The sequence below is a fragment of the Altericroceibacterium xinjiangense genome, assembly GCF_003958635.1.
Classification (GTDB): Bacteria; Pseudomonadota; Alphaproteobacteria; order Sphingomonadales; family Sphingomonadaceae; genus Altericroceibacterium_A; species Altericroceibacterium_A xinjiangense.
In genome coordinates this window covers 1-14247 of the sequence record NZ_RSEK01000012.1, presented here as the reverse complement: position 1 = coordinate 14247, position 14247 = coordinate 1, and the positions used below count along the sequence as shown (strand labels likewise).

20 protein-coding genes are annotated in these 14247 nt (G+C 65.5%); 16 read left to right on the top strand and 4 right to left on the bottom strand.

Going from position 1 to position 14247, the window contains the following annotated elements:
* The first annotated feature begins 23 nt into the window (after positions 1-23).
* From ELY13_RS12360 to ELY13_RS12325, 9 genes are all read left to right on the top strand, one after another.
* Positions 24-407 (top strand): hypothetical protein, encoded by a 384-nt coding sequence (locus ELY13_RS12360; RefSeq protein WP_126174234.1) that lies wholly within the window; start codon positions 24-26, stop codon positions 405-407.
* A 64-nt stretch (positions 408-471) separates the two neighbouring features.
* On the top strand, positions 472-1905 hold the full coding sequence (leuC, locus tag ELY13_RS12355) for a 3-isopropylmalate dehydratase large subunit (RefSeq protein ID WP_126174233.1): 1434 nt from the start codon (positions 472-474) through the stop codon (positions 1903-1905).
* Positions 1895-2395 (top strand): DNA-deoxyinosine glycosylase, encoded by a 501-nt coding sequence (locus ELY13_RS12350; RefSeq protein WP_126174232.1) that lies wholly within the window; start codon positions 1895-1897, stop codon positions 2393-2395. The genes leuC and ELY13_RS12350 overlap by 11 nt, the downstream gene beginning before the upstream one ends.
* A 39-nt stretch (positions 2396-2434) precedes the next feature.
* A complete protein-coding gene (locus tag ELY13_RS15035; protein ID WP_164549795.1) occupies positions 2435-2605 on the top strand; it encodes a hypothetical protein in 171 nt (56 codons plus the stop codon).
* The gene (leuD, locus tag ELY13_RS12345) at positions 2605-3207 is read left to right on the top strand and encodes a 3-isopropylmalate dehydratase small subunit (protein ID WP_126174231.1); all 603 of its coding nucleotides are present in this window, start codon (positions 2605-2607) and stop codon (positions 3205-3207) included. Before ELY13_RS15035 ends, leuD begins: the two co-directional genes overlap by 1 nt.
* Before the next feature lie 36 nt (positions 3208-3243).
* Positions 3244-3567: a DUF1476 domain-containing protein gene (locus ELY13_RS12340; protein WP_126174230.1), complete on the top strand. Its 324-nt coding sequence runs from the start codon at positions 3244-3246 to the stop codon at positions 3565-3567.
* A complete protein-coding gene (locus tag ELY13_RS12335; protein WP_126174229.1) occupies positions 3567-3800 on the top strand; it encodes a BolA/IbaG family iron-sulfur metabolism protein in 234 nt (77 codons plus the stop codon). Before ELY13_RS12340 ends, ELY13_RS12335 begins: the two co-directional genes overlap by 1 nt.
* Positions 3801-3834: 34 nt before the next feature.
* Positions 3835-4164 (top strand): Grx4 family monothiol glutaredoxin, encoded by a 330-nt coding sequence (gene grxD / locus ELY13_RS12330; RefSeq protein ID WP_126174228.1) that lies wholly within the window; start codon positions 3835-3837, stop codon positions 4162-4164.
* Positions 4165-4275: 111 nt separating this feature from the next.
* On the top strand, positions 4276-5118 hold the full coding sequence (locus tag ELY13_RS12325) for a beta-etherase (RefSeq protein WP_126174227.1): 843 nt from the start codon (positions 4276-4278) through the stop codon (positions 5116-5118).
* A gap of 85 nt (positions 5119-5203) precedes the next feature.
* Here the strand turns inward: ELY13_RS12325 and ELY13_RS12320 are convergent, their stop codons facing one another.
* Complete coding sequence (locus ELY13_RS12320; protein ID WP_126174226.1) at positions 5204-5875, bottom strand: OmpW/AlkL family protein; 672 nt, start codon at positions 5873-5875, stop codon at positions 5204-5206.
* Between the two features lie 135 nt (positions 5876-6010).
* Positions 6011-7618 (bottom strand): DUF6351 family protein, encoded by a 1608-nt coding sequence (locus ELY13_RS12315; protein WP_126174225.1) that lies wholly within the window; start codon positions 7616-7618, stop codon positions 6011-6013.
* Positions 7619-7833: 215 nt separating this feature from the next.
* Here ELY13_RS12315 and ELY13_RS12310 point away from each other — a divergent pair, with 215 nt between their 5' ends.
* A complete protein-coding gene (locus tag ELY13_RS12310; RefSeq protein ID WP_126174224.1) occupies positions 7834-8289 on the top strand; it encodes a DUF983 domain-containing protein in 456 nt (151 codons plus the stop codon).
* A gap of 62 nt (positions 8290-8351) precedes the next feature.
* On the opposite strand, the gene ELY13_RS12305 is transcribed toward ELY13_RS12310, so the two are convergent.
* Both ELY13_RS12305 and ELY13_RS12300 read right to left on the bottom strand, forming a co-directional pair.
* Positions 8352-9062, bottom strand: a complete 711-nt coding sequence (locus tag ELY13_RS12305) for a PspA/IM30 family protein (RefSeq protein ID WP_126174223.1) — start codon at positions 9060-9062, stop codon at positions 8352-8354.
* Positions 9059-9535, bottom strand: a complete 477-nt coding sequence (locus ELY13_RS12300) for a DUF2170 family protein (protein WP_206436059.1) — start codon at positions 9533-9535, stop codon at positions 9059-9061. Before ELY13_RS12300 ends, ELY13_RS12305 begins: the two co-directional genes overlap by 4 nt.
* A gap of 81 nt (positions 9536-9616) precedes the next feature.
* On the opposite strand from ELY13_RS12300, the gene ELY13_RS12295 reads away from it, so the two are divergent.
* The 6 genes from ELY13_RS12295 to ELY13_RS12270 all read left to right on the top strand — a co-directional run bounded on the left by ELY13_RS12295 (position 9617) and on the right by ELY13_RS12270 (position 13867).
* Positions 9617-10678 carry a potassium channel family protein gene (locus ELY13_RS12295; protein WP_126174222.1) on the top strand — a complete coding sequence of 354 codons (1062 nt, stop codon included), beginning with the start codon at positions 9617-9619 and terminating at the stop codon, positions 10676-10678.
* The gene (locus ELY13_RS12290) at positions 10675-11337 is read left to right on the top strand and encodes a DUF2491 family protein (RefSeq protein ID WP_206436058.1); all 663 of its coding nucleotides are present in this window, start codon (positions 10675-10677) and stop codon (positions 11335-11337) included. The genes ELY13_RS12295 and ELY13_RS12290 overlap by 4 nt, the downstream gene beginning before the upstream one ends.
* A 21-nt stretch (positions 11338-11358) precedes the next feature.
* A complete protein-coding gene (locus tag ELY13_RS12285) occupies positions 11359-11760 on the top strand; it encodes a DUF350 domain-containing protein (RefSeq protein ID WP_126174221.1) in 402 nt (133 codons plus the stop codon).
* A gap of 14 nt (positions 11761-11774) precedes the next feature.
* Entirely contained in the window at positions 11775-12344 is a 570-nt protein-coding gene (locus ELY13_RS12280) for a DUF1190 domain-containing protein (protein WP_126174220.1), read from the top strand.
* Positions 12344-13501: a glutathionylspermidine synthase family protein gene (locus ELY13_RS12275; RefSeq protein ID WP_126174219.1), complete on the top strand. Its 1158-nt coding sequence runs from the start codon at positions 12344-12346 to the stop codon at positions 13499-13501. Before ELY13_RS12280 ends, ELY13_RS12275 begins: the two co-directional genes overlap by 1 nt.
* A 153-nt stretch (positions 13502-13654) precedes the next feature.
* Entirely contained in the window at positions 13655-13867 is a 213-nt protein-coding gene (locus ELY13_RS12270) for a hypothetical protein (protein ID WP_126174218.1), read from the top strand.
* The last annotated feature ends 380 nt before the right edge of the window (positions 13868-14247 follow it).

Here is a 14247-nt window from a genome sequence, read left to right as displayed (position 1 = left end):
GCCGCTACACAGGAGTTCATCAGATGCGCAATATCTTCATCCTTGCCCCGCTCTCCCTCGCCGCCAGCGCCCTGCTGCTCGCGACCCCCGTTTCAGCGGCGAGCGTCTCGCGCGATGCGGGCCAGCTGCGCTCGGAGATCACGCAGCTTGACCGACAGGTCCAGAAGCAGAACGGATCCTCGCGAAAGGGGACAGCCGGACTGGCGCGGCAGGTAGACCAGCTGCAGAACCTCTACCGCAGCTACAGCCGCAACGGCTTCACCCGTCCCGAAATCCGGACGCTTACCGCACGCATCGAGTCGGTTCGGTCGCAGGTCCATGCCGCGGGCCGCCATGATAACGGCGCGGGCCGCGACGACCGCGGCACGGCGACTCGCTCGTCCCGCGGCGGAAACCACCGCCGCTAAGGCTTGAGCCGGGCCAAGTTTTCGTCACTTGTCAGCCGGGGCCGGCGGGCTTACCCGCCATCGCATGGCCAGCCGACCCCGCACACTTTACGAAAAAATCTGGGACGCCCACGTCGTTGAACGGCGTGAGGACGGAACCTGCCTGATCTTCATCGATCGCCACCTGGTTCACGAAGTGACCAGCCCCCAGGCCTTCGAAGCCTTGCGGATGAGCGGGCGCAAGGTTCGCAGGCCGGAGCTGACTCTAGCGGTCCCGGATCACAACCTGCCCACCACCGCCCGGATCGATGCCAATGGGCAGCGGATCCCCATCGCCGACCGCGCGAGCGCTGAGCAGCTTTCCGCGCTGGAGCGGAACACCGCCGATTTCGGCGTTCACTACTTTGGGGCGACCGCTCTCGAACAAGGCATCGTCCATGTCGTGGGGCCTGAACAGGGCTTTTCCCTCCCCGGCACCACGATCGTCTGCGGGGACAGCCACACGGCCGCTCACGGCGGCGTCGGCGCGCTGGCCTTCGGCATCGGGACGAGCGAGGTGGAACACGTCCTTGCCACCCAGACCCTGCTGCTGAAGCAGTCGAAGGCGATGGAAATCGTGGTTGAAGGGCAGCTTGGCCCCGGCGTCACGGCGAAGGACCTGATCCTCCACATCATCGGCGTGATCGGCACGGCGGGCGGCACCGGATACGTGATCGAGTATCGCGGCGAGGTGTTCGAGGACATGAGCGTCGAATCCCGCCTGACCGTCTGCAACATGAGCATCGAAGGCGGTGCACGCGCCGGGCTCGTCGCGCCGGACGACAAGACCTTCGCCTACCTGCAGGACCGGCGCTTCTCCCCCAAGGGAGACGACTGGGATCGCGCGGTTGCGTACTGGCGCACCTTGAAGACCGATCCCGGCGCGCGGTTCGACAAATCCGTGCGGATCGACGCATCCAAGATCGAGCCGAGCGTCACCTGGGGCACCAGCCCCGAAGACGTGGTGCCGATCGGCGGCGTGGTTCCGGCCCCGGAAAGCTTTGCGGATCCGTCCAAGCAGCAGGCCGCCCGCGCCAGCCTCGAATACATGGGCCTTACCCCGGGTCAGCGGATGGACGAAGTCGAAGTCCAGAACGTGTTCATCGGCAGCTGCACCAACAGCCGGATAGAGGACCTCAGGGCCGCCGCCGAAGTGCTCAAGGGGCGCCGGAAGGCGGACACCGTGAAGTGGGCGATCGTCGTTCCCGGATCAGGCCTCGTCAAACGGCAGGCTGAACAGGAAGGGCTGGACCGTATCTTTACCGAGGCGGGGCTCGAATGGCGAGAGCCGGGCTGTTCGGCTTGCCTCGGCATGAACCCGGACAAGGTTCCTGCGAATGAGCGGTGCGCCTCGACCAGCAACCGCAACTTCGTCGGGCGCCAGGGCCCCGGCGCGCGCACGCATCTCGTTTCCCCGGCCATGGCCGCCGCTGCGGCGCTTACCGGCCGGCTGACCGACGTGCGGCGCCTTGCCGACTGACTTTCGCAAGTCTTCCTTCCCGCCGGTCATCGCGCCGGACACGCGCGTGCTGATCCTTGGCAGCCTGCCGGGGGAACGTTCCCTGACGGCGCAGCGGTACTATGCCCATCCGCGCAACCGGTTCTGGCACCTTGCCGGGCACGTGGTGGGGAAGGATCTGGAAGCGCTCGACTACGAAGCGCGTCTGGCCGCCCTGCTCTCCGCCGGGATCGGCTTGTGGGACACGATCGCCTCGGCGCGACGGGAAGGCAGTCTCGACGGCGCAATCCGGGACGAAGAGCGCAACCGCCTGCCTGAACTTGTCGACTCGCTGCCTCAATTGCGCGCGGTCGGGTTCAACGGGGCCAAGTCCGCCGCCACCGGCGCTCCGCTGCTGGCCGGGAGAGACGTTGCACTGGTGCGCCTGCCATCCTCCAGTCCAGCGAACGCCCGGACCCCGTGGGCGGAAAAGGAGCGCGCCTGGCTCGCGCTGCGCGATTTCCTCGATTGAACGCTTGCCTCGCGCCCGCGCCCGCTCCAAGATTCATTCATGACGAGAAAAATGCCAGAGAGCCTTGCCGGAAAGGCCATTGCAGGCGCCGCGATCGGATCCGCAGCCGTGGCAGCCGCGCTGCTTTACGCAGGCAAACGCAAGGTCAATCATCGCAAACCCAAGCAACTGCCGCCGATTCCGTCGGGCGAGCCGCCGGAGACTGACTGATGGAACCTGTCCGCGAGATCGAAGGCCGCGCGTGTCCCTTCGGGCGCAAGAACGTCGACACCGATCTGATCATCCCGGCAAAGTGGCTCAAGACCATCAGCCGCGAAGGCCTGGGCCGCGGCGCATTCGAAGCCTTGCGCGGCCAGCCGGATAACGTGTTCGAGCGCGAGGAGTTCTTGGGCGCCCCGATCATCATCGCGGGCGACAACTTCGGCTGCGGATCGTCGCGTGAACATGCCGCCTGGGCCCTGCTCGACATGGGCGTGAAGGCGGTGATCGCCCCCAGCTTCTCGGACATCTTCTCCGGCAATGCGTTCAAGAACGGCATCCTGACCGTCGAACTGCCGCAGGAAGCGGTCGACCGCTTGCTCGAGGTCGCTGAAACCGACCCGGTGACGATCGATCTGGAACGCCAGATCGTCACCACCCCGTTTCAGGACCGCTTTACGTTCGAGATCGATCCGTTCCGCAAGCACTGCCTGCTGGAAGGCCTCGACGAAGTGGGCCTCACCCTCGCCCGCGACGCAGCCATCTCCGACTATGAGCAGCGGCAGGACAGCGAAATGCCGTGGCTCGGGCGCGGCACCAGCTTGGCCGCATGAACACCCTCCATTCCCTTGCCACCAGAGGCTTTTGACATGACCGATTTCAAGGATCGCGAACGCGCCGAAGAAGCCAAGTTCGCGCTGGACGAAGATACCGCCTTCCGCATCGCCGCCCGGCGCAACCGCCTGCTCGGCCAGTGGGCGGCCCGGCAGATGAACCTCACTCCCGAAGAGACGGAATCCTACTCCCGGTCCGTCGTCCAGGCGGATTTCGAGGAAGCGGGTGAAGAGGACGTGATCCGCAAGCTGCTCGGCGATCTGACCGCCGCCGGAGTGGTCGTGGATGAGCCCAGCATTCGCGCCGCGCTTGAGGAAAAGAGCGTCGAGGCGCGCCGCCAGCTGATGGGCGAATCCTGATGGCGATGCCCGCTGCCGAAATCGAAGCGCTGATCAAGGCGGCCCTGCCCGATGCCGACGTGGTGATAGAGGATCTGGCCGGCGACGGGGATCACTACCTCGCGCGCGTCAGTTCTGCCGCGTTCACGGGCAAGAGCCGGGTCCAGCAGCACAAGATGGTGTACGAAGCGCTGGGCGGCCGCATGGGCGGAGAGCTCCACGCCTTGCAACTCACCACCTCGGTTCCCAACTGATCGCCACACACAACCAACAGTCAGGCTTTTTTCCATGTCCAACTCCCAGGAGCGCATCGCGCAGATCGTCAACGACAACGACGTCGTGCTGTTCATGAAGGGAACGCCCTATTTCCCGCAGTGCGGCTTTTCCAGCCGTGCCGTGGCGATCCTTGAGCATTGCCAGGTCGGCTTCGAAGGCGTGGACGTGCTGCAGGACCAGGAGATTCGCCAGGGCATCAAGGCCTATTCTGACTGGCCCACCATTCCCCAGCTGTACGTGAAGGGCGAATTCGTCGGCGGCAGCGACATCATGATGGAGATGTACGAAGCCGGCGAGCTCCAGCAGCTTCTGGACCAGAAGCAGGTCGCCAAGGCCAGCTGACCCGCCACTGGCTCGCCTGCGCGGCCGGCCGGTTGATTTTGTCCGAAACGTGCTGGCCCTCGGGCCGGCAGCGCCCTATGAAGTGGCGAAACCACGACGCGGGAGAGCCAGATGGCCAAGGACAACAGGATTACCCTTTACGATCTGCAACTTGCCAGCGGGGCAACGATCAGCCCGTTCGTCTGGGCAACCAAGTACGCGGTGGCCCACAAGGGATTCGATATGGATATCGTCCCCGGCGGGTTCACCGGAATTCCGGAACGGACCGGCGGCAAGACCGAACGGCTGCCCGCGATCGTCGACGATGGCCAATGGGTGCTCGATAGCTGGCTGATCGCCGAGTACCTCGACGAAAAGTACCCGGACCGCCCGACGCTGATCGGCGACCCGAGCGTCAAGGTATGCGGGCAGATGATCGAGTCGTGGCTGTGGCAGACCGCGGTCGGCCCGTGGATGACGTGCTACCTCAAGGCTTACCGCGACCGGTCGGTGCCCGAAGATCACGAATACGTGACCACTTCGCGCGAACGGATGTTCGGCGGCCGCAAGATCGAGGATATCATCATCGGGCGCGAAGACCGCCTGCCCGAGATTTCCGCCAACCTTGAACTGATGCGCACCACCCTGCGCGAGAACAAGTGGTTCGGCGGCGACAGCCCCAACTACGTCGATTACCGCCTGCTGGCCTGCTTCCTCTGGCTCGCTTCCGTCGCGGATATTCCCGCGCTGGTAGAGGACGATCCGCTGCGCGACTGGCTGGATCGCGGGTTCGACCTTCACGGCGGCCTTGGCCGTCACGCCGGACTATCGCCGATCTTCGGCCTGCAGACGCGCGACGGCGATCCGGAACCGTTCAACCGCAACCCGGTCGGCAATGGCCTGACCAAGCGGAATACCGGCCCGGAAAGCACCCGCACGGAAACTGCGATGATGAAGGGCCAGTCGGCGAAGTAAGCGCTCGCTTCCGACCGCTCACTTCTGCGACGTTACAAAAGGGCGCTCGGGACCATACCCGGGCGCCCTTTTCGCGTGAAACAACCTAGAACCGGTAAGCCAGACCGGCGCTCAGCAGCCACGGGTCCAGCCTGTGGCGCGTCTCGATCACTTTCGTCGCACCGGCATACCAGTTGGCATCCGTGCTCACGAAGTACCGTTTGGCATCGAGGCTCAGCGCCAGACCCGCCGAATTCAGCGGCACGTCTACCCCGGCTTGCAAGGCGACCCCCAGGCTGTCGTCGAGGCTGAAATCGTCCGCCCCGGCCGCGATCGCAGCCGTGCCCGGCTCATCGTCGATAAACAGGAAGTACGTCGCGCCCGCACCAACGTACGGCTTGACCGCCCCGCCGAAGCCGAAATGATACTTGAGCTGCACCGTCGCCGGGATCAGCTTCGCATCCGCTGCAAGTTCAGCCCCGGCCATGCCTGACGTGGCGTCGACATCGTGCTGCGTCAGGCAGCAGATCGTCTCGACCGAAAAGTCTGAAGTGAAGAAGTACTCCACCGCCAGCGTCGGCACGTAATTGTCGTTCGCCCGGGTCTGCAGATCGGCGGGCAAACCCACGGCATCGCTCTTCACGTCCTTGATCTGGCCATCGGGAAGCACGGCCGTGGCAAACGCCTTGACCTGAACTCGCCCGGCGGGATCGGCTTGCGCAGGCGCGGCAATTCCAAAGGCGGCAAGAACGGCAAGGCTCACAAACGCTGGTCGCATGGTTTTTCTTTCCACGCCGCAGCCGCCGCCCCTCGCGGCGTTTTCCCCATACTGCGGCGTCGAAAGCAAACTGCCGCGCGACCAGCCGCAGCGCATTGATCCGCCGCAAACCTGCGTTTGCCCTGCCCTGAAACGTCAGCGGCGCGCCTGCTGCTCCGCAACGCGGCAAGTGAAGCTGGACGCATCGGCCGGGTCACCCCCGGTGTACGCGGCATAAGCCGGCCAGGGGCACAGCGGCCGGCTCTGATCGGGCGAGGCGGAACGACGCGCGGTGACCTCCGCCGGCGCCTTGCCCTGCTCCACCCACTCCACCAGCGCGCTCAACATGTCGAACTGGTCGAAGGAATTGCCGCCCCCACAATGCAGCATGCCGGGCACCATGTAGAACCGGCTGGCATCGGTGAAAGCCGCTCCGTTGGCCTCCGCAGCGCGCTGGTAGTAATCGAGCGTCGCGAACGGCGAGAACCAGAAGTCCGAAACGCCGTGGTAGAACATCATCTTGCCGCCGCGACCAAGGAAGGTGTTGAGATTGGTCCAGTAATTCGTGTCGGTCAGGCGCTGCCAGGCGGTGTTGCGGATCGCATGGATCCGCGCGTCCAGATCGATGGTGGTCGCGCTGCTCGGCGGGCCGAATGGTCCCGACTCTCCCGTTGGGAGGTATCCCACCGGCTCGGCGACGACCCCGGTGTCGAACGCCATCGGGGCGTAGATCGGGTATCCCGCCTTGTCGACCGGACCCGCGAAGCCTTTCTCCAATGCGGTCACCTGGCCCGGACTAAGGCAGCCATCCTGCTTGTCCCCCGTGCACTGGAGCGCGCGCGGCTGGAACCCGCATCCGGCGACGTTCTCGACCATCCCGTCCTCAAGCCCGTCAAGCGCGTCGCATTGCTTGAGTATCCCGGTCAGGATCGTCGCCCGGTCCGCGTCGGTCAGCACCTGGCTCATGATCGGGCGGCCCTGTTCGTCCTTCGGGGCCGCCTGGTTGAACAGGACCTGCGTATATTCCACGGCGAGGTTGGAATCGCCGGAACGCATCGCCGGCGCGCCCACGATGATGCCGTCGAACAATTCCGGATAGCGCTGCGAAGCGAGCATCCCTTCGCGCCCACCGGTGGAACAGCCGGTCATATAGCTGTGCGCAGCCGGCCGGCCGTAATACCGCTGCGTGATCCGTTTGCCCAACGCCGCGACGGTGGGCACGGCTGCTTCCGCGAAATCGAGCGCCGCGCGCTGATCGGCCAGGAAGCTGTCGTCGAACACCGCGCCCTGATGTCCGCTGTCGCTGGTGATCACGGCAAATCCCCGCGCCAGCGCAGGCCGGTCCGCGGCGGCGACCGGCCCCGTAGGCGGGTTCACCGTGCCGTTGAGGCCCCCGCCGCCTTGCAGGAGAAATCGCCCGCTCCACGTTTCCGGCAAAGAGATCGCGAAGCGTATGCCGTACGTCTTGCCCCCGGCGCCTTGTCGTTCGTTGATGACGCCTTCCACACGGCAATGCGGCGGCAGCGCGGGCTGCACCCCGGCAGCCCCGGCGGCGCCTCGGGCGAGACTGGCCGGAACGTGGGCCGCGGACAGGATCTCCACCTGCTCCCCAAAGGCCTCAGCCCCCAGTGCCGCACAGCGTCGATTGTCCGCCGATGCGGGCTGCACCGGCGGCGGTGCGGCGTGTTGCGCGCTTGCCGCCCCGAGCGTCAAAAAGCACCCGCCAAGCAAGGCTGCACGATACCCGATGTTGCGACGAACCATGGCTACGCTCCCTCTCCCGAACCTTTTGCCTCGCCACCTTTTGCGGTGGAGCCGTTCAGGCGGTCATCTGGGCAACGTTGTCAGCAACATGCAAGCCGTTTGTCCGCCCGCCTTGTGGATCAAGCCGCTCTTCGAGGTCCGGAGGCAGGGATTTTCACAATTCGGCCAGATGCCGCTTGTTTGCCCAAGCTGTGCCCGTACATCACCCCTGTTGCATGGACAGTGGAGATTGCCGGGTGGAACAGCAGCAGCGCGACACGTTCGCGTGGATCATGAAGTCCGGCTGGAAGGGCCTGTGTCCGCGTTGCGGCAAGGGGCACATGTTCAAGTCCTGGCTGCAGATTACCGACACGTGCGAAGTCTGCGGTCTCAACTACCGTTTCGCCACGCCCGATGACGGTCCCGCCTTCTTCTCCCTGTGCATCATCGCGTTTCCGCTGATCTTCCTGGTGGTCTGGCTGGAAGTCGCCTTCAGCCCGCCGTTCTGGGTCCATCTGCTGACGTCGATCCCGCTGCTGGCGATCGGCTGCCTCCTGCCGCTGCGGCCGATCAAGGGCTGGCTGGTCGCCTCGCAATACATGAACAAGGCGCAGGAAGCCGGGACCGAGAAGCTGTGGGCGCAGCTCCATGAGCGGGACGAGGCGAAGAAGCGCGACAAGCGGGATACCTGACGGCTCCCGCTCGTCCCATGCCTCCCTGCGCAGCCCGATGGCGGGCAGCGCAGGGCGTCCGATTACTTGCCGGGCAATGCCTTTCGCACAGGCGGACCGGAAATCTCGGCCAGGATGTCATCGGCGCTGCTGGTCCGGCCGCTGATTCCCGCTTCCAGCAACTGCTGGTCGAGATCCGCACCGTTTTCGAGCGCGGCCAGTTCCTCGCCTGCCTCAAGCCGCGCCGCGAGCTGCGCCTGACGGTCCCGGATCCGCTCCAGTGAACCCACCGCGCTGCCCATGCGGGAATTGACCCCGGCGTGGGTGGAGGCGATTGTCTTCTGCGCGCGCTGAAGCGACGCGGTCGCCTTCACGCTTTCCACCTCGCGCTTCATCGCAGCGATGCGCTGTTCGGTTTCCCGTACCGTGCGGATCATCGCCTGCTGCTGCTGCTGCATGGTTGCCAGATCGGCTTCATCGCGCACCAGCTCGGTCCGTCCGGTGGAGATCCGATCCGCCAGTCCGCGCGCCAGGTCTTCCCGGCCCGCTTCCATCGCGGCCCGCGCGTTCTGGATGTCGCGGTCTTCCTTGGCGCGGTTGTCCTCGATCCGTTTCTCGATCCGTTTCGCCGTCGCCATCATCCCGGCAAGGTCGCTCCGGGCCTTGCGCAGCGCGGTGTCGGCATCGCGCAGTTCCTGATCGAGAATCCGCATTGCCTGGCTATCGGCGACGGATTCCGCAGCTTCATTCACGCCGCCACGCATAGCCGTGAAAAGTTTTCCCCAGATGCTCATGCCGCTTCTCCCATGTCCGAGGCGCCGCCGCTGTCGACCCATTCTCCAACCCAGTCCGCCGCGTCCATCGCGTTGGCGGCCAGTACCGATACTTCTTCCACCAGCGCGGCGGCGGTGGACGACGCGGAAAGGGAGCCGAACAGCTCGTACCATTCCGTGCCGTCGATCCGCGTAATCCCGAACGTCGAAAGCGGGATCAGCTTGTGGACCGACAGGAGCATCCGCTCGAAGGCTTCGCGCCGCGGGATCGTCCCGGCTTCGGCCAGCAGCACGCTGCACAGCACTTGCTCCCCGCTCGCGGTGACGAGCACGGTCAGCCCGCCGCGCTCCTTCAGGGTGATGGAAAGCACGTCGCTGTCATCGACGACTTCCACATCGACGTCGCCCAGCTCCTCCGGATCGGAAGCGAACAGCGCCGTCAGGCCGGTGATGTCCCAGCCATCTTCCGGAACCGGCCAATGTTCGTTCAGCACCTGAATTCCCTTCCGCTTGTTGATCTGCGTCTCTCCCTATAGTGCGCACCGGGAGCGGGCGTAAAGCGCAGGGGGAACGTCATGCCGATTGTCCAGACCGCCTTGCAGCGGCTTTATGTTGCCATCGCCACCCTGTCGTGGGGCGTGCTGGCGGCCGCTTTCCTTGCCCACATGGCCCTCTCCTGGCTGCTGCTGCGGCTCGCCGGGGAAACCGATCTCACGTCCGAATGGCTCACGTTCGGGTACTTCTACATGACGACGGCGACGACCGTCGGGTACGGAGATTTGTCTCCCTCCTTGCCGGGGGGAAGGCTGGCGGCCATACTGGTGATCCTGCCGGGCGCGATTGCCTTGTTCACGGCCTTTCTGGGCAAGGCGGTCAGCGATATCGGCGGTTTCTGGAGGCGGCGCTTGCAAGGTCAGGGGAACTTTTCCAGGCGGCTGGGCCACACCCTGATCGTCGGCTGGCGGGAAAACCACACGCGCCAGCTGATCGAGGGACTGCAAAGCGACGGCGCGGGGCACGAACGCATCGTGCTGCTTGCCCCGGGGCTCGATTCCAACCCGCTGCCCGACACGGTCGATTTCGTCGGTGCGCAAAGCTTGTCGGACTTTGACAGCTTCTCCCGCGCCGGCGCTGCCGGAGCGACGACGGTGGTGGTGCGCGGCGCCAGCGACGATGAGACGCTGGCCGCGACTCTCGCCGCCCGTGCCGCCGCGCCAAAGGCGCACGTGGTCGCGTTCTTTCAGGACGAAGGCGCGGCGCGCCTGATCCGCAACCAGTTGCCCGACGTGGAAGTGATCACCTCCATCGCGACCCAGCTGATGGTCCGTTCCGCCCGCGACCCGGGCGCATCGCGCCTCGCGGAACTGATGTTCTGCCACGACACGCAGGACACGGCCTTCTCGCTGAAGGTGCCGGACCTCGCAGGCGAGCTGACGTACTTCGGCCTGCTTTGCGGCCTGAAACAGCGGCACGACCTGACCCTGATCGGCCTCTGCCGCGAGGACGACGGCGAGATTGACCTTAATTGCCCGCCCGATCGCCGGGTGCGCACGGGAGACACCGTGTTCTACATCGCGGACCACAGGATCGGTGCCGGAATGATCGACTGGGCCGCCTGCCAGGGAGTTCCGGCATGATCCGTTCGCTGTTCGGCCGCGGCAAGCCGGAAGACGCCCTTCCGCCTGAACAAGGCCCGCTGCAGTGCGCCATCGGCGGCGCGATCGAGATCGATACGCTGGGCCTGCAAGCCGCCCTTGCCTCCGGAGAACCCGCAATGGGCGCGCCCACCGGCGGCGCGTTCATCGTCGCGGCGATCGGGACCGCCCGGCTCGATGCCACCAGCGAGCTCACGCGCTACTACGACGAATACGACCGCCTCCTGCAAGTGATCGCCTCCCCCGGAGGAGGACCCGACACGATCCAGGACGTCAGCCTCTATGCGGCCTGGGACAGCGTCGTCCCTGTCGGCGCAGCCGAGTGGGAACGCTGGACCGGACCCGGCGGGCTGATGGGCGCGCCCCGCTACGATGCCGACGGCCTCCTGTTCCAACGCTACTGGGGCAGCGGAGAAGCGCACACGCCGCTGGTCGAATTCGTCGAAACGGTCGACGACGGGGAAAGCCGGCGGCAGATCCACCAGCAGTGCATGCTCTATTCCCGCCCGGTGGGACAAGGCGAGGAAATGCTGCTCCTGAACGTGGAGCGGGATCTTTCCGACAGCGCGAGACGGGAAGGCGCCGCCATCGCGTTCATGCTAGGCTACGGCCTCGGCCCGACTGACGTGCGCCGTGTTTGAAGCAATTGAGGAGAGGGGCCGATGAACGGTTACGTCGCGGGGCTCCCCGCATTCCTGGCATATTTCGGCTGCGGGATGGTCCTGCTGGTCGTCTTCGCCGCGATCTACACGGCAGTGACTCCGCAAAGGGAGCTTGCGCTGATCCGCGCTGGCAATTCCACGGCCGCGGTCGCTTTTCTGGGGGCGCTGTTCGGCTTCAGCCTGCCGCTCGCTTCGGCTGCGGCCAATTCGGTCAGCCTGATCGACTTCGTCATCTGGGCCGCAGTCGGCGCGGTGATCCAGCTGATCGCCTTCGGGATCGCCGCTTTGACCCAGCCAAACCTTGCGCAGCGGATCACCGATGACCAGATGAGTGCCGGGCTGTGGGCAGGCGGCGTCGCCTTGACGGTCGGCCTGCTCAACGCCGCCTGCATGACCTACTGAACCGGAGCCCCGCGATGAGCGACAAGCCACCCGCCCGCCGATTTTCTTCCCGCAAGCGCTCCCGCCTTGCGCTGGGAAGCATCGCCGCCGCCGGGATGAGCCTTGGCCTCTCCGGGTGTGAGGACCAGCCAGCCGAACCCCTGCGTTTCAGCAGCGTCGAGCAGTGCATCACGGCCGGCTACGAACGCCCGTTCTGCGAATCTTCGCAGCAAGCGGCGCTGGCCGAGTATCGCGAGACCGCACCTCGGTACACCACGGCCGCCGAGTGCGAGGCGGAATGGGGCGCGGCGGGGTGTGAGCGCCCGCCGGGCGGAGGCAGCGTGTTCATGCCGCTGCTCACCGGCTTCCTTGTCGGCCAGGCACTGAACCAGGGCGGCAATCGGTCCTACTACAACTATGGCGGAGCCGGCTATTACGGTTCCCCCATCTACCGCAACCGCACCGGACAGGCGGTAACCCTGACCCCCGGAACCGGCCTTGCGCCGCCGAAGGCGACGCCGGTCAACGTCGGGACCACCACGGTTGCCCGCAGCGGCTTTGGCGGCCGGGGCATGGCGCGCGGGGGCTACGGCTTCGGCGGCTGATGCGGCGGATTACCCTCCCCGAACGACCCGGCTGGCGGGATCAGGCCCGCGCGGCCGGATTCGGCTTCCACGAGATGTACGGGGAGCCGTACTGGGTGGACGATGCCGCCTACGCCTTCACGCTTGAGCAGATCGAGCGGGACATCGAGGCGCCGAGCGAAGAACTGCACGAAATGGCCCTCGCCCTCGTCGGCGATGTGGTAGACGATGAGCAGGCGCTGGAACGGCTCTGCATTCCGCGCGACCGGCTCGATCTCGTGCGGGATAGCTGGAAGCGCGGCGATCCGCACCTCTACGGGCGGTTCGATCTCGCCTATGACGGGACCGGTCCGGCAAAGCTGCTGGAATACAACGCCGACACCCCGACCTCTATCTTTGAGGCTGCCTATTTCCAGCACAACTGGCTGGTCGACCGGATCGAGGCCGGGCAGCTGCCGGACACCGCCGACCAGTTCAATTTCCTGCAGGAAAGCCTGATCGAAGCCTTCGCCACGGCTTTCGCATCCGACCGCATCTTCCACTTCGCCTGCTGGACTCAGAACGAGGAAGACCGCGGGACCGCTGTCTACCTGATGGACTGCGCGGTCCAGGCGGGGCACCACACCGAACTCATCGACATCCGCGACATCGGCGTCGATCCGCAAGGCCGCTTCACCGACACCGCCGACCGCACGATCGACCGCTGCTTCAAGCTCTACCCCTGGGAAGACATGTTCCGGGAGCCGTTCGCGGCCCACCTGAAACCCGGCGTGTTCATCGAGCCGCTGTGGAAGGCGATCCTGTCGAACAAGGCCATGCTGCCGCTCCTTTGGGAAAAGCACCCCGGGCACCCCAACCTTCTGCCCGCCTTCTTCGAAGGCGATCCCCGCAGCGCCGACCTGGCGCGCGCCGTGTCCAAGCCGGTCTTCTCGCGCGAAGGCGAGAACGTGACCCTGCTGGAAGGCGGAAAACCAGTGGTCGAGGCCGGAGGAGACTACGGCGAGGAACGGCGCATCGTGCAGGACTACGCGCCGCTGTTCGCCGCCGATGGGCAGCACGCGGTCCTCGGCAGCTGGATGATCGGCGACCGCGCGGCGGGCCTCGGACTGCGGGAAGACACGACCCGCATCACCCGCAACCTCTCCCGCTTCGTGCCGCACTTCATCGAAGGCAGCTGAACGCCCCCACAGGGCACTCGCGTTCAGCCTCTCAAGCGAATATCACAACCGCGTCACGCGTGGACAATCACGAGCGTGCGTTGGTCGGGGTAAAGGATGGCGCCCGGTGCCGTGGCCCCGTATGACATCGGCAAAGCTTGGGAGAGGAACAGCATGCGCAAGGCATTCAACGGAGTGATGCGGGTCGTCAGCACGCTGATCGGCGTCCTGATGGTGTGCATGGGCAGCATCTGGATTCTCCAGGGGCTGAACGTCGCCTTTCTCCAAAGCTTCATGGCCGGCGATCCGCAGTGGGCGCTCTATGGCGCCATCCTGGCGCTCTTCGGCATCGGGCAGGTCGTGTGGAGCAACACCCGCGTCCGCTAGCGTCTCACGATCGCCTGTTTCAGACGTTCAGCCGAATGTCCGCAATGGGTGGGAAGCTGACATTAGTTCGCTTGATTTGGGCCACCAACTTCTTGGAGGTCGAGCACTTCCAACACCATGACTGCTCCCGTGCTGGTTCCACCCTCGTTGAGCCCCGGGGAGTAAGACTCGGTGCCGATGAACCGGATTTCGTAGATATGGCGCTGTTCAGGCCATGTGAGGGCCATCAGTCCGGGCGTTTGCGACGGATCGAACAGCAAGTTGGTGGCGTGGTCTAAGTGCCGCGTCGCAGCAGCTTCGCTAGGGACTGTCAGGAATTTCGTGTGTGGCGGGCATAATGGGTAGGAAGAAGGAGTCCCACTATGTCACGACGCAAAGAG

Coding starts and splice junctions, on each gene's coding strand:
- ELY13_RS12295 (WP_126174222.1), top strand. CDS start 9,617: ATGCCGATTGTCCAGACCGCCTTGCAGCGGCTTTATGTTGCCATCGCC.
- ELY13_RS12320 (WP_126174226.1), bottom strand. CDS start 5,875: ATGCGACCAGCGTTTGTGAGCCTTGCCGTTCTTGCCGCCTTTGGAATT.
- ELY13_RS12340 (WP_126174230.1), top strand. CDS start 3,244: ATGACCGATTTCAAGGATCGCGAACGCGCCGAAGAAGCCAAGTTCGCG.
- ELY13_RS12290 (WP_206436058.1), top strand. CDS start 10,675: ATGATCCGTTCGCTGTTCGGCCGCGGCAAGCCGGAAGACGCCCTTCCG.
- ELY13_RS12285 (WP_126174221.1), top strand. CDS start 11,359: ATGAACGGTTACGTCGCGGGGCTCCCCGCATTCCTGGCATATTTCGGC.
- ELY13_RS12275 (WP_126174219.1), top strand. CDS start 12,344: ATGCGGCGGATTACCCTCCCCGAACGACCCGGCTGGCGGGATCAGGCC.
- ELY13_RS12305 (WP_126174223.1), bottom strand. CDS start 9,062: ATGAGCATCTGGGGAAAACTTTTCACGGCTATGCGTGGCGGCGTGAAT.
- leuC (WP_126174233.1), top strand. CDS start 472: ATGGCCAGCCGACCCCGCACACTTTACGAAAAAATCTGGGACGCCCAC.
- ELY13_RS12270 (WP_126174218.1), top strand. CDS start 13,655: ATGCGCAAGGCATTCAACGGAGTGATGCGGGTCGTCAGCACGCTGATC.
- ELY13_RS12280 (WP_126174220.1), top strand. CDS start 11,775: ATGAGCGACAAGCCACCCGCCCGCCGATTTTCTTCCCGCAAGCGCTCC.
- grxD (WP_126174228.1), top strand. CDS start 3,835: ATGTCCAACTCCCAGGAGCGCATCGCGCAGATCGTCAACGACAACGAC.
- ELY13_RS12315 (WP_126174225.1), bottom strand. CDS start 7,618: ATGGTTCGTCGCAACATCGGGTATCGTGCAGCCTTGCTTGGCGGGTGC.
- ELY13_RS12310 (WP_126174224.1), top strand. CDS start 7,834: ATGGACAGTGGAGATTGCCGGGTGGAACAGCAGCAGCGCGACACGTTC.
- ELY13_RS15035 (WP_164549795.1), top strand. CDS start 2,435: ATGACGAGAAAAATGCCAGAGAGCCTTGCCGGAAAGGCCATTGCAGGC.
- ELY13_RS12325 (WP_126174227.1), top strand. CDS start 4,276: ATGGCCAAGGACAACAGGATTACCCTTTACGATCTGCAACTTGCCAGC.
- leuD (WP_126174231.1), top strand. CDS start 2,605: ATGGAACCTGTCCGCGAGATCGAAGGCCGCGCGTGTCCCTTCGGGCGC.
- ELY13_RS12360 (WP_126174234.1), top strand. CDS start 24: ATGCGCAATATCTTCATCCTTGCCCCGCTCTCCCTCGCCGCCAGCGCC.
- ELY13_RS12335 (WP_126174229.1), top strand. CDS start 3,567: ATGGCGATGCCCGCTGCCGAAATCGAAGCGCTGATCAAGGCGGCCCTG.